Annotated in this window: 10 protein-coding genes; 5 read left to right on the top strand and 5 right to left on the bottom strand. The window is 59.9% G+C overall.

Going from position 1 to position 13,170, the window contains the following annotated elements:
* Window positions 1–43 precede the first annotated feature (43 nt).
* Genes HJB83_RS30255 through HJB83_RS30240 form a run of 4 tightly spaced genes read right to left on the bottom strand, consistent with a single transcriptional unit; the run spans window position 44 to window position 3,888 of the window.
* On the bottom strand, window positions 44–637 hold the full coding sequence (locus HJB83_RS30255) for an NADPH-dependent FMN reductase (RefSeq protein ID WP_077988599.1): 594 nt from the start codon (window positions 635–637) through the stop codon (window positions 44–46).
* Window positions 638–689: 52 nt separating this feature from the next.
* Complete coding sequence (locus HJB83_RS30250; protein WP_207584027.1) at window positions 690–1,718, bottom strand: D-cysteine desulfhydrase family protein; 1,029 nt, start codon at window positions 1,716–1,718, stop codon at window positions 690–692.
* Window positions 1,719–1,753: 35 nt separating this feature from the next.
* Window positions 1,754–2,563: an SDR family oxidoreductase gene (locus HJB83_RS30245; protein WP_207584026.1), complete on the bottom strand. Its 810-nt coding sequence runs from the start codon at window positions 2,561–2,563 to the stop codon at window positions 1,754–1,756.
* A gap of 38 nt (window positions 2,564–2,601) precedes the next feature.
* Window positions 2,602–3,888 (bottom strand): epoxide hydrolase family protein, encoded by a 1,287-nt coding sequence (locus HJB83_RS30240; RefSeq protein WP_207584025.1) that lies wholly within the window; start codon window positions 3,886–3,888, stop codon window positions 2,602–2,604.
* Window positions 3,889–4,101: 213 nt separating this feature from the next.
* Between HJB83_RS30240 and HJB83_RS30235 the strand changes: the two genes are divergently transcribed.
* Window positions 4,102–4,770, top strand: a complete 669-nt coding sequence (locus HJB83_RS30235) for a VOC family protein (RefSeq protein ID WP_207584024.1) — start codon at window positions 4,102–4,104, stop codon at window positions 4,768–4,770.
* 236 nt (window positions 4,771–5,006) lie between these two features.
* Here HJB83_RS30235 and HJB83_RS30230 read toward each other — a convergent pair whose 3' ends face one another.
* Window positions 5,007–5,939: a LysR family transcriptional regulator gene (locus HJB83_RS30230; RefSeq protein ID WP_207584023.1), complete on the bottom strand. Its 933-nt coding sequence runs from the start codon at window positions 5,937–5,939 to the stop codon at window positions 5,007–5,009.
* 248 nt (window positions 5,940–6,187) lie between these two features.
* On the opposite strand from HJB83_RS30230, the gene HJB83_RS30225 reads away from it, so the two are divergent.
* From HJB83_RS30225 to HJB83_RS30210, 4 genes are all read left to right on the top strand, one after another.
* A complete protein-coding gene (locus HJB83_RS30225; protein ID WP_026157621.1) occupies window positions 6,188–6,859 on the top strand; it encodes a response regulator transcription factor in 672 nt (223 codons plus the stop codon).
* A gap of 140 nt (window positions 6,860–6,999) precedes the next feature.
* Entirely contained in the window at window positions 7,000–9,660 is a 2,661-nt protein-coding gene (locus HJB83_RS30220) for a PAS domain-containing sensor histidine kinase (RefSeq protein ID WP_221115924.1), read from the top strand.
* Window positions 9,657–10,031, top strand: coding sequence for a response regulator (locus HJB83_RS30215; protein ID WP_207584021.1), 375 nt, complete (start codon window positions 9,657–9,659; stop codon window positions 10,029–10,031). Before HJB83_RS30220 ends, HJB83_RS30215 begins: the two co-directional genes overlap by 4 nt.
* A 131-nt stretch (window positions 10,032–10,162) precedes the next feature.
* Complete coding sequence (locus HJB83_RS30210; protein WP_207584020.1) at window positions 10,163–13,165, top strand: PAS domain-containing protein; 3,003 nt, start codon at window positions 10,163–10,165, stop codon at window positions 13,163–13,165.
* The last annotated feature ends 5 nt before the right edge of the window (window positions 13,166–13,170 follow it).

Below are 13,170 nucleotides of genomic sequence, written 5' to 3'. Positions count from 1 at the left end.
GGAGCGGGGGGCGCTGACGCCCCCGCTCCTTGTCTCGCAGAGGTTACACCTCTGAAGCCTTCGCAGCCATCGTGGCCTTCGCCCACCAGACCAGCTCGTCCAGCGCAGTCTTCGCCGACGGCAGCAGGTTGGCTTCGATCTCTTCGATCGGCTTGTTGCCGCCCATCGAGAAGACGGTGAAGAAGTCGCTGCCGCCGATATGAACGGCCGCATGCGTGGAAACCATCTGCAGCTCGACGCCGATTCCGCGCAGATGCTCGAGTGCGCGCGACCCGCCCGCCGTGCCATAGGCGATCGCGGTGAACGGCTTGCGTGCCCATTCCACGTATGACTGGTCGAGGGCGTTCTTCAGCACGCCGGTGATCGAGCGATTGTATTCCGCGACGACGAAGATGTACCCGTCGTAGCGGGCCACGGTCTGCTGCCAACGAACGGCTTCCGCACTCTGGCTTGGTGCGTAGGCGTTCGACGCGACCTCGTCGAAGAACGGCAGCGGATGGTCGCGCAGATCGACGATTTCGACGTCGATGTCGTCGCGAGCCTGAGCCTGCTTCAGTATCCACTGTGCGGGCTTGTCGGCGAAACGGGTCGGCCGGGTGGAGCCGATGATGATGGCGATCTTAGGTTTCGTGGGCATGGCATTCCTCGTTTTATGTCGGGTTGATGATAATGACCCTCCGGGGAGAGGATCAGTCGCTGCTCAGGGCGTCTGCATAGGCATAGAGCCCAGGAGAACCTCCCGTCATGACGAACAGGACGTTCGATCCTGGCGCGATGACTTCGTTTTCGATATCGGACAGCAGGCCGGCAAAGGCCTTCCCTCCGTAGACGGGATCCAGAAGCAGGCCTTCAGTGCGGCCGACGAGATTGACTGCTTTGACCATCTCGGACGTCGGCATGCCGTAGCCGCTACCGAGCTGAGCGCCGTCTATCGCCAGCTCCTCCCCTCGAATTCGGTATTGCTCCCCGAGAAGGTCGAAGACAGCGTTGACTTTTTCCACCGTCGCGGCGACGCACGCCTCCGCTGGCGAGAGAACGGTATACGCTCTGATCCTCGACGGATCTTTTCCGGCTAAAACAGCTCCTGCGGCGAGACCGGCGTGCATGCCGCCGCTGCCATTCGGGACAATCATCTGGTCGAACGCGACGCCGATTTCGGTCGATTGCACTTCGACTTCGAGTGCGCAGTCAATGTAGCCTAAAGCTCCGACCGGCGTTGAACCACCAAGCGTGCCCACGAAAGCCTTGCTTCCAGCCGCGGCGATTTCCGACGCGCGGCTCCTGGCGAATGCGCCCGCATCATCGCCCGTGCCGAGGAGGTGGACACGGGCGCCAAAGAGCCGATCCAACAAGACGTTGCCGTTCGTCTGGTAGATCTCGGTCCCGCGGGGCACCATTTGAGCCAGAACGACCTCGCATGCCATTCCGGTTCTGGCGCAGGCGGCCGCGGCCAGACGAGCGAAGTTCGACTGCACGCCGCCAGTTACGACGAGAGTGTCGCAGCCTTCCGACAGGGCCTGGCCGATCAGGAATTCGAGCTTGCGTAGCTTGTTGCCCCCGCCCCCCAGTTCCATCAGATCGTCTCGCTTCGCCCAGATCGAGACGCCTCGTCGACGCTCGCCGAGGACTTGCTCCAGACGATCCAGCCGCTGGATCGGCGTCGGTCCGTTCACCAGGCGCACGCGCGGAAAACCGTTCAAAAGATTCCAGTCGGACATCTCTGCTTCTCTTCTTATGTGTTGTCCCACCGGTTTCAAGACGCCAGTGCCGGCGTCCGGTAGCGCGGGGCGGGAACGTTGCGAGAAAGGTTCGGCATCAGCTTCTGGCGAGCCGCCTCATATGCGTTCCAGTCGGCGATGTCGGGAACCGACGGAAGGGTGATCAGCTCGCCCATGTCGAGACCGGCGAGCGCCGCATCGACGGCGTCTTCCGCCTTCATGACGATCTGGTCCGGAAGACGGTCAAGCGAGCCGCCTGACGCTTCCCAGAACGGCGTCTCCACTGCGCCGGGAAGTACGGCCTGGATTCGGATGTTTTTTTCTGCGAGTTCCTTCTGCAGAGAGAACGTCAGAGCGATGACGAACGCCTTCGTTGCGCCGTAGACCCCGTTGAGGATCTCGGGAGCGATGCCTAATGCGGAAGCCATGTTGACGATCGTGCCGTGCTCGCGTGCGACGAAGGACGGCGCGACGGCATAGACGAGACGAGTAAGAGCCGTCACGTTGATCGCAATCATTTTTTCCATCGCCTCGACGTCGGACATGAGCAACGGTTCGACTGCGCCCACCCCGGCGTTGTTGACGAGCATGGTGATCGACGGGTCGCTCCGAAGGATTCCTTCGACCTTCGAGAGGTCGTCGCGCTGGCCGAGATCCGCCCGGACGGTCTTTATCTTCCGACCGGTCGAACTTGCGATGTCCTTGCTGATCCTGGCGAGCGCATCCTGGCTGCGCGCCACCAGTATCAGGTCGTAGCCGCGGCGGGCGAGCCTGTCGGCGTAGAGCGCGCCGATACCCGACGATCCACCGGTGATCAGTGCAGTGCCTCTTGGAAAGTTTGTCATTGTCATTTCTCCTTTATTGCGGTGCTTTGGATAAAGCGTCAGCGCAGCGTTCTGAACGCCGCCCGAAGCTCCGATGCGAAAAGGTCTGGCTGCTCCCAGGCGGCGAAGTGGCCGCCCTTGTCGACTTTGTTGTAGTAGATGAGGTTGTGGTACGCCTTCTCGGCCCAGCTCCTCGGAGCCTGGTAGATCTCGCCGGGGAACACCGTGATCGCAGCCGGAATCTTGATGTCGACGGCGTTGAAGTTGTTGGCGTTGTTCTCCCAGTAGAGCCGCGCACCTGACGTCGCGGTCCCTGTGAACCAGTAGAGGGAGATGTCGTCGAGCATCTCGTCCTTAGTCAGCGACTGCTCCGGGTCGCCGCCGCTGTAGGTCCAGTCGGCGAACTTGTCGTAGTACCAGGCGGCGAGACCGACCGGTGAATCGGTCAACGCATAGCCCAGCGTCTGCGGCCGCGTGACCATCATCAAAGCGTAGGCCGCGCCCTTCGTGTACAGCGCGTTCATCTGCTCGTAGGCGGCCTTCTCGTCTTCGGAAAGCCCGGCCGGCGCGGGTTCGCCATCGGCGAGCGCCTTCGCAATGTCGGGCGGAACGGTCGCCGGCATGTTCGTGTGAATGCCGAGCAGTCCGTCCGGTGCCTGCGCCGCCATCTTGTCGGATACGACAGCGCCCCAGTCCCCGCCCTGCGACACATAACGGTCGTAGCCGAGCCGCTTCATCAGCACGTGCCACGCCCACCCGATGCGGTCCGGGCCCCATCCGGTTTCGCTTGGGACTTCCGAGAAGCCGTAGCCGGGCATCGACGGTATGACGACGTGGAAGGCGTCCTCCGCGGCGCCGCCGTGAGCGGCCGGATCGGTGAGCGGCCCGATCGTCTTGACGAGTTCGAGCACCGATCCGGGCCAGCCGTGCGTCATGATCAGCGGCAGGGCGTCCGCGTGCTTGGACTTGACGTGAATGAAGTGAATGTCGAGGCCATCGATCCTAGTCATGAACTGCGTATGCGCGTTTAGCTTCTTCTCGCCGCGCCGCCAGTCGTATTCCTTGCCCCAGTACTCCACGAGCGGCTTTAGCTTTTGAAGCTGCGCGCCTTGCGAACGGTCGGAAACCGTCTCCTTGCCAGGCCAACGTGTCGCACAGACACGGCGGCGCAGCTCATCGACCTCCTCCTGCGGGATTGCGCACTTGAAGGGGCGGATAGCATCGCCCTCCGTCGCCGCCCTGACGGGCTTGGGGAGAATGCTGAGTGCGGCGGTCGCGGCTGTGACTGCAAGCAGTTCGCGCCGCGTCGTCGATAGTGCGGTTCTCGCTTCTACTCCTGCTGACATGACGTCCTCCGTTGAAACTGAATGGTTGGAATGCGTCTAAGGGATCGTCCGGCAGGGCTGCCGAGGATATTGTTCGAAGGTATTGGCGATACCAATGGATCGGTTACCGACGTGCTCGACGCATCGACACCTTGGGACAATGGACATCGGGGACAGCGACGGCGCATCGTGCCGATCGCGGTGAAAGTGACCGCGATTAACAGGGAGATCGAGATGGCTATCCAAGAACCCACCCCAACCAAATCCGCGCGCGCGGATCACATCGACATGAAGCTCGAAGTCGTCGTCATTCCCGTGTCCGACGTCGATCGCGCCAAGTCCTTCTACACCGGCCTTGGCTGGAGGCTCGACGCCGACGTCTCTGGCAAGGACGGTTTTCGCGTCGTGCAGGTGACCCCTCCAGGCTCGCCTTGCTCCACGATTTTCGGATCGAATGTGACGGCCGCCTCACCCGGTTCCGCTCAAGGCCTCCACTTGGTCGTTACCGACATCGAGATGGCGCACGCGGCTCTTGCCTCCCGCGGCGCCGAGATGAGCGGCGTCTTTCACGACGCCGGCGGCGTCTTCCATCACAAGGGCGCCGACCAGCGGCTGCCAGGACCACATCCCTCCCGGTCGAGCTACGGTTCTTTCGCCTCCTTCTCCGACCCGGACGGAAACGGCTGGCTCCTACAGGAAGTCACGGCGAGACTTCCTGGTCGCATCGACACCAAAGGTGCAGCGTTCACATCCGCCGGCGACCTCGCAGAGGCGCTGCGCAGGGCCGCGGCCGCCCATGGCGAGCATGAGAAGCGCGACGGCGGCAAGCACGACGAGGCGTGGCCAGAATGGTACGCCGACTATCTGGTCAAAGAGCAGTCTGGCCAAACCCTGCCGACGTGACCTCCTGAACGAAAGCCTGCGCCCCAGGCAACCATCTCCGCCCCGAGCATTTCGCAAGAACGCCGGTCCTCTCGGGCCGGCGTTCCCGCTGGCTACCAGCGACACTCGTCCGTCCGCCTCGGTTGACGAGCACCGAGCCGGTGCCGAGCTCATCACCGTGACTAGGAGGTTAGCTGGGAAGGACGGCGCGGAGAACCGTCGCTTGCCTGCAGGCAGCCAACCGCGTTTCGGCACAATTATTCGAGGCTTCCGGATTCCGCGGCGATGCGTCCAAGTTCCGAACGTAGACGCGGAACTGCAAAGTCGATGAAGGTTCGAACTTTCGGAACGGCTGCGCGTCCTTGAGGGGTCAGGATGTGAACTGGCAGCGCAGGTGGCTCCGCCTGATGAAGAACGACTCTTAGGCGACCGTCGCGGACATATTCTGCGACGTGATACGAATAGAGCCGCGTCACGCCCATTCCTTCGGCGGCCGATGCCGCAGCCGCTCGGACGCTGTTGACGAGATAGCGTGGGGTGAAGTGAACGGTTCTTGGGACGGAAGTGCCTTTGGCCGGCGCGAAGCTCCAGGATTCGAGGCCGAAGTTCGAGAAGGCGATCAAGTCGTGGCGGGAGAGATCCGACGGCTCAGTGATTGCGGCTCGACTGTCGAGATATTGCGGCGCGGCGACCACGACGCGGCGAACATCTCCGCCAATGCGCGTGGACATGTGGGTCGAGTCGGCGAGATTTCCGATCCTCAGGGCGAAGTCCACTCCCTCGTCGACCAGGTTCACGAAGCGATCGAGCATCAAAAGCCGAACGGAGACGTTGGCGTTCTCACGAAGGAAGCTGTCGAGGATCGGCCGGAGCACCTCTTCGCCCAGGATGGGCGGCGCCGAAATTGTCAGCGTTCCTCGCGGAGAGGATCGCTCTGAGCCGGCGATCATGTCTGCCTCCTCGAGATCGACAAGCACCCTGCGGCATGCTTCGACATATCTCTGGCCCGCTTCGCTGAGCTTTAGACTCCTTGTCGTTCGGTGAAGGAGCTCCACGCCAACATGTTGCTCAAGCAGACCCAATGCCCGACTGATCGCAGTCGGGGACCGCTTCAGCCTACGAGCGGCGCCCGCCAGGCTTCCTTCTTCAACCGCAGTGACAAAGACCTTCATTGCATCGATACGATCCATTATCTGCTCCTGACCGCTTTAGGCGCCGGCGAGCCGCGCGAAGTTGCCGGTCACGGGCCTTCTACCCAACAAGCAGGTGACGCGCGACCCTTAAGGCCCGATACCATCGTACAATGGACTTCCCCGCTGGACCGATCATTCTGTCCAGGCTTGCTAAGCGAACTGATGATTTTGTCGCCAAGCGCACATTTTGTGATACCATTTTTCGGGAAGTTGGCGACGACCTGGACAGCTCTTTGGGAGAGCACATGTACCGGATGACCTCCACGGTGACGACTTCGAACCTAGGCGATCAGGATCGACCGACAGTCTTCGTCGTTGATGACGACATCTCAGTGCGAGAATCGCTGGAGCTGCTGATTGGCTCCGCCGGGTGGCGACCCCTGCTTTTCGACTCCGCGCATAGTTTTCTCGAAGCACCGGTTCTGGCCTCTCCCTGCTGCCTGGTTCTTGACGTGAATATGCCAGGACTGAACGGCCTCGATCTCCAGAGCATGATTACGATAAGCCGGAGCAGGATGCCGATCATATTCGTGTCCGGTTTCGGCGACGTCCCGACGACCGTGAAAGCTCTCAAAGGAGGCGCGTTGGATTTCCTTACCAAACCGATCGAGACGGTTGCGTTCCTGGAGGCCGTGAGCTCGGCGTTGGAACAGAGCGCGGCCATGTTGCGTGACGATAGCAACCTGCTTGCGCTGCAAGGGTGTTACGAGGCGCTTACCAAGCGCGAACGAGAGGTCATGGTGCGCGTGGTCAAAGGGCTTCTCAACAAGCAAGTGGCATACGAGTTGGATATCAGCGAGATCACCGTCAAGGCGCATCGCGGCCAAGTCATGCGGAAGATGTGCGCCCGAACTCTTCCCGACCTCGTGAACATGGCCGCGCGCCTTCGGCTGGAGGAGCCACCCGAAATTCACTGAAGCGTAAAGCCTCGATCGGCGCGCGGCACAACTTGGTAGAACCCGGCGATAACGGCACAACCGATACCATAGGATAATATACGGCAGGTTGATTAAAACGCACGGTATCCTGAGGGTGCAATCCCGCGAAAAGGATAGATATGAGCGTGGAACTCGTTCGGGTTCTGGAAGCGTTGCCAGGAATGGCTTTTACCGCCCTCCCGGACGGCAGCATCGATTTCATGAACGCCAATTTGGTTGATTTCCTCGGGCTTGGCGAAGCGGTGACGGTTTGGCCACTAGCCGCCTCTCCCGCAGACTTGCGGAACACGAGACAGCAGTGGTACGCGCTGCTGTCCGGACGCGAGCCTTTCGAAATCACATTGCCAATAAGTCACCCCACCGCCGCGTTGCAGGAATTGCATGTCCGCTGCAAGCCATTGATCGACAACGACCGGGTGGAGAGGTGGTACGGCTTGGCGACCGAGGGGGCGGACATTGCATCGCGACCAGAGATGCGACACGGCGCCGCCGCGAAGGCATCGGAAAATCAGACTATCTTGGAAAGTATTCCGGCCGGCATAGGAGTTCTCGATTCGAACGGAAACGTCGAGGCGATCAACGGCCACCTCCTGCAATACTATGGTCGGTCGCTTGATGAACTACGTTCCTGGGGTCGAAGTGATGTCGTCCATCCCGATGACATGCAGGGGTTAACCAAAGCCATTCAACGGGCGGTCGATAAAGGCACCGCCTACGAGGCCGAGGTACGGCTCCGGCGCGCCGACGGCGAATATCGATGGTTCAGGATTGTCGGTTGTCCCCTCGCGGATGAAAGCGGCGCCGTCGCACGTTGGTACGCGCTTCATATCGATATCGATGATCGGCGGAAAGCCGAGGAAGCGCTGCGGTTCAACGAACTGGCATTTCGCAACATCGTTAACGCGATGCCAGTCACCGTATGGACGTGCCGCCCCGATGGCTACTGCGACTTCGTGAACGATAGATGGCTTGAATATGCAGGAATGAATGCCGAACAAGCCGAAGGCTCCGGTTGGGAATCCGTCATTCATCCGGAGGACGCCAGCGATCTCGCAAAGTTTTGGAACGCGTCACTGATATCGGGCCGACCTGCTGATTTCGAAGCGCGAATGCGTGGAAGCGATGGCGCATACCGGTGGTTTCTCTTTCGCGCAACGCCGCTTCTCGGAGACGACGGTACGGTCGTAAAGTGGTATGGAACCCACATCGATATCGAAGACCGGAAGCGCGCGGAACGAGCACTGGCCGAACGGGAGCGTGAGTCCCGTTTGATCGTCGACGGCATCGCGGGCATGATCGCGATCTTCTCGCCGGATGCCCAGTTGATCGATGGCAATCAGCAGATCCTCGACTATTTCGAGCGTCCGCTCTCAGAGTTGAACGACTGGTCGAGCAACGGCATCACGCACCCGGACGATCTGCAGACCTGCATCGATAGCTTCATGGGTTCAATCGCCACGGGAGAACCATACGACTACGAAACCCGCTTTCTGCGGCACGACGGCACCTGGAGATGGTTCCAGCTTCGAGGGCTTCCCCTTCGCGACGCCGAAGGCAAGATCATCCGTTGGTATGGACTATTGACGGATATCGACGACCGAAAGCGAGCCGAGGAGAAGCTTCGCAGAAGCGAGGCTTTCCTCGCGGACGCTCAACGCCTCAGCAAGACGGGGAGTTTCCTGCTCAATCTCGGCACAAGCGAAGTCACCTGGTCGGCGGAAACCTATCGTATCTTCGAAGTCGATCCGACGACGCCGGTGACGCTCGACATCGTCCTGTCCCGTCTGGATCCCGATAGTCTAGCTACGGTGGAGCAGGTTATCGATCAAGCCAACAGAGGGGCCGGCGACTTCGACTACGACATAACCCTGATAACGCCGAGCCAATCGCCAAAATACGTACGGGTGCTTGCGCATAGTGAGCGGAACAGGGATGGGGATCAGGAATTGATCGGCGCCGTGCAGGACGTCACCGAGAGCCGGAAGGCGGAAGATGCGCTCAATCGGGCGCGATCAGAACTGTCCTACGTAACTCGCGTTACGAGCCTCGGCGTGTTGACCGCGTCAATTGCTCACGAGGTGAATCAACCGCTAGCTGGCATGGTGACCAATGCGGAGACTTGTCTGCGAGTTCTGGCTTCGAATCCTCCAAATCTCGATATCGCGAAGGACACGGCCCGGCGAACGATCCGCGACGCCAACCGCGCTGCCGACGTGATCGCCCGTCTTTGGGAATTGTTTAGCCGCAAACCGCCGCACCTCGAGGCAGTCGACATCAATGAGATTGCCGAGGAAGTCATCGCACTGATATCGAGCGATCTGCAGCATGCGAAAACGTCATTGACGGCCGACTTCGCAAACGATTTGCCGCGCGTGACCGGCGCTCGCGTGCAGCTTCAGCAAGTTATCATGAACCTGCTTCGAAATTCGATCGAGGCGATGCCGGCCGCGGGAGATCGGCCGCGACGAATTCGTTTGAGGACAGAGGGAGGCCTTCGAGAAATCCGGCTCTACATCGAGGATACCGGCGTAGGCTTTGCCCCCCAGGGGGTGGACCGAATTTACGACGCTTTTTACACGACGAAGCCAGACGGCATGGGAATCGGCCTCTCTGTCAGTCGTTCGATTATAGAGAACCATCAAGGCCGGCTGTGGGCTGCACCAAACGCTGACCATGGTGCTACCGTAGGATTTTCGCTCCCGACATCTCCGAGCGGCGACGGGGAAAGTATCGGTCGGTCGGCGGTACCGACGGCAAGTGATATGCGGAGGAATTTATGACTACCAGCAAGAAACATGTCTCGGTCGTCGACGACGACGAATCCGTCCGCGAAGCCCTACCGGATCTCCTCCGCTCGTTCGGTCTGTCTGTGGAAGCTTTTGCGTCCGCTGAGGCTTTTTTGAATTCTAAGTCGCCACAAACCAGCGACGGCATGATCCTCGACGTGGCAATGCCTGGCATGACCGGGCCGGAGCTTCAGCAGGAACTCGGTCGGAGAGGCCAAAGGATTTCTATCATTTTCATAACGGCGATCAGGGATGAGGACGTGCGGGCGAGGTTGATACGCGAAGGTGCCTCGGACTGTCTGTTCAAGCCCTTCAGTGCCGACGAACTTCAGGATGCATTGCGCCTCGCATCGTTGTTAGACTGATCGAGGGTGGCGGACCTGGAATGCCTGCAATCCGACATAGGCGTAGGTACTAAAGTGTCTATTGCCGCGCAGTAGCCGTCAACGGATCGATATTGTAGGCTCTCGCCCGGAAAGTGGGCTTTGAGTGGGCGATGGGGATAAACGTCTTTCAATTCTTCGATGCGCTGCCGGGCATGGCATGGACCATGCTGGAGGATGGCCAAGTCGATTTCGTCAACCGAAGCTGGGTAGAGTTCACGGGGCTGCGACCGGCGTCCGGAGAGTCTTGGCGCTGGGAGGATGCTGTGCACCCGGCCGACGTTGGCGCGGTCACCGCCCATCTGCAGAGCGTTAGACACGCAGAGACACAGGGAACGATCGAAGCGCGGCTTCGGCACGCCGCAGGCGAATTTCACCATTTCCTCATCCAGTGGGCCCCTTTGGAAGACGCTCCCCACGGCGTATTGAATTGGTGCGCGGTCGCGACCAATATTGAACCCGTCGTTCAAAAACGGGAAAGGTCGCAGGCCGCACTCGATTTCCAGCTCGTCGTCGATAGCATCCCGTTACCCGTGGCCGTGACAACACCGACTGGGGAAGTCGAAGGCCTCAACCAACTGACCCTCTCCTATTTTGGGCTAAGCCTCTCGGATCTAAAGGACTGGAAGGCTTCGGAGGTCGTGCACCCGGATGACTTGAAGGAAACCATCGAAGCCCAGATCGCCGCTCACATGGCGGGCACGTCTTACAACGTTGAGAGCCGCCATCTTCGCGCCGACGGAATTTATCGGTGGCATAACGTACTGGGTCTACCGCTGCGGGACAGGTCTGGTGCGATCCAGCGGTGGCTGCATCTGCTGATCGACATCGATGACCGAAAACGGGCCGAGGTAGCTCTCGCAAACAGTGAACGCGAGTCTCGCTTGATTGTCGGCACTATCGCAGGAATGGTCGCGCTCTTTACGCCCGAAGGTCAGTTGAACGGCGCAAATCAACAGCTTCTCGACTACTTCCAACTGCCCCTTGAGGAGGTTGTGAACTGGGCGACCAATGGTATCACGCACCCCGACGACCTGCAGCACTGTGTCGAGACATTTACGGCGTCGCTCAAAACGGGAGAGCCGTATGACTTCGAGACGCGCTTCCGTCGCCATGATGGCGAATTTCGCTGGTTCCAGGTCCGCGGCCACCCGGTCAAAGACAATAATGGCGGGATCGTCCGCTGGTATGGTCTGCTGACTGATATCGATGATCGGCGCAGGGCGGCGGAGGCGTTGCGCGAGCGCGAGATCGAGCTGCAGTTGATCGTAAACTCGATCCCAGGCCTCATCATTGTGCTCCGGCCCGACGGGGCTGTGGAGAGCGTAAACGATCAGTCCTTGCGATATTTCGGCTATGACTTCAACGAGCATCAAAAGTGGAAGACCAACGATATCATTCATCCTGACGATCGTGACCGGGGCGTGGCTAGATTCGCCGAGGCAGTCGCCGCTGGTCAATCGTACGAGGTAGTGGAAAGGCTCCGTCGGCACGACGGCGTCTATCGTTGGTTCCAGGTGCGGGGAACTCCCGTGCGCGACCACGAGGGCCTCGTTGTACGATGGTACTTCCTGCTGAATGATATCGACGACCGGAAGCACGCCGAAGTCGCGCTTGCTAACAGCGAGAGGGAATTCCGCCATATCGTCAACATGGTTCCGGGCATGATCATACTTTCGCAGCCTGATGGAACGCTCGACGGGAGCAACCAACAGCTACTGGACTATTTCGGAATCTCTCTCGACGAGGTGCAAGACTGGTCAACGAACGGCATAACTCACCCCGATGACGTGCAAGTCAATATCGATACCTTCCTGGGCGCACTCAAGAGCGGCAATCCTTACGACTACCAAAGCCGTTATCGAAGACACGACGGCGTGTTCCGATGGTTCCAGGTGCGAGGACAGCCACTTCGTGACGCAGAGGGCAAGATCGTCCGATGGTATGGACTACTGACTGACATCGACGATCGCAAGCAGGCCGAAGATGAACTGCGTAGAAGTCAGGCCCTTCTCGTTGCAGGCCAGCGCTTGATCAGGACGGGTACGTTCTCCTGGCATGTCGAAACCGACGAGCTGATCTTGTCCGACGAATGGCTTCGAATCCTCGAATTCGAAAAAGACGAAGTCGTGACGTTTGACCGGATAACGGAGCGGATACACCCGGACGACGTTGCGCTCTTTGCCGGGAAGATCGGCGCCGTACGCGAAGGCGACCAGGACTCGGAATACGAGGTCCGCGTTCTCGCCCGCAACGGCGACATAAAGTACGTTCGCGTCATCGGCGAGGTTATAATTCACCGGAATGGAAATCGGGAATGCCTTGGAGCGATCCAAGACGTGACACAAAGGCGCTTGACGGAGGAAGCGCGCGATCAGTTGCGCACAGAGCTTGCGCGAGTGACCAGCATCCTCAGCCTCGGCCAGATGTCGGCGGCGATCGCGCACGAGGTGAACCAGCCACTGTCAGGCATCATCACGAACGCGAACACCTGTCTGCGGATGCTTGCAGCCACACCGCCCGACATAGAAACGGCCCTTGAGACGGCGCGGCGCACGATCAGGGACGGCAATCGTGCCACCGAGGTAATCGCCAGACTGCGGGCGTTATTCAGTAAGCGCAACATCGAATTCGAAGACGTCGATATAAACGACGCGGTGAGTGAGGTAGTCGCCTTGTCTGCAGGTGATCAGCGACGCAACGGCGTCGCTATTCGAACGCACTTCGCCACCTCCCTTCCCCCCGTCAACGGCGACCGAGTCCAACTTCAACAAGTGATCAACAACTTGCTTCGCAACGCCATTGACGCGGTATCTGGCGTGAAGGATCGGCTGAGATCGGTCGAGATCCAAACCGAGCTCGGCGGTGATGGGCAGATAAGCGTTGCGGTCAGCGACAACGGAATTGGTCTCGACCCAGACGGAGGTACGCGGATCTTCGAAGCGTTCTACACGACGAAGAACAATGGGATGGGGATCGGTCTTTCAGTCTGTCGTTCCATCATCGAGAGTCATGGTGGTCGCCTTTGGGCTGAGCCTAACCAAGGGCCGGGCGTTACCATGCACTTCTCCGTACCGTCCGCCGAAGAGGCAAGCATCACGGCAGCCTCGCAATGAAAAGC

Source organism: Rhizobium sp. NZLR11 (assembly GCF_019685115.1).
Lineage (GTDB): Bacteria > Pseudomonadota > Alphaproteobacteria > Rhizobiales > Rhizobiaceae > Rhizobium.
Note: the sequence above shows the minus strand (reverse complement) of the source record. Positions and strands in the feature narration are given on the sequence as shown.

What these genes read in the sequence shown, in the direction of transcription:
- HJB83_RS30255 (WP_077988599.1), bottom strand. Translation starts at nt 637, where the DNA reads ATGCCCACGAAACCTAAGATCGCCATCATCATCGGCTCCACCCGGCCG.
- HJB83_RS30250 (WP_207584027.1), bottom strand. Translation starts at nt 1,718, where the DNA reads ATGTCCGACTGGAATCTTTTGAACGGTTTTCCGCGCGTGCGCCTGGTG.
- HJB83_RS30245 (WP_207584026.1), bottom strand. Translation starts at nt 2,563, where the DNA reads ATGACAAACTTTCCAAGAGGCACTGCACTGATCACCGGTGGATCGTCG.
- HJB83_RS30240 (WP_207584025.1), bottom strand. Translation starts at nt 3,888, where the DNA reads ATGTCAGCAGGAGTAGAAGCGAGAACCGCACTATCGACGACGCGGCGC.
- HJB83_RS30235 (WP_207584024.1), top strand. Translation starts at nt 4,102, where the DNA reads ATGGCTATCCAAGAACCCACCCCAACCAAATCCGCGCGCGCGGATCAC.
- HJB83_RS30230 (WP_207584023.1), bottom strand. Translation starts at nt 5,939, where the DNA reads ATGGATCGTATCGATGCAATGAAGGTCTTTGTCACTGCGGTTGAAGAA.
- HJB83_RS30225 (WP_026157621.1), top strand. Translation starts at nt 6,188, where the DNA reads ATGTACCGGATGACCTCCACGGTGACGACTTCGAACCTAGGCGATCAG.
- HJB83_RS30220 (WP_221115924.1), top strand. Translation starts at nt 7,000, where the DNA reads ATGAGCGTGGAACTCGTTCGGGTTCTGGAAGCGTTGCCAGGAATGGCT.
- HJB83_RS30215 (WP_207584021.1), top strand. Translation starts at nt 9,657, where the DNA reads ATGACTACCAGCAAGAAACATGTCTCGGTCGTCGACGACGACGAATCC.
- HJB83_RS30210 (WP_207584020.1), top strand. Translation starts at nt 10,163, where the DNA reads ATGGGGATAAACGTCTTTCAATTCTTCGATGCGCTGCCGGGCATGGCA.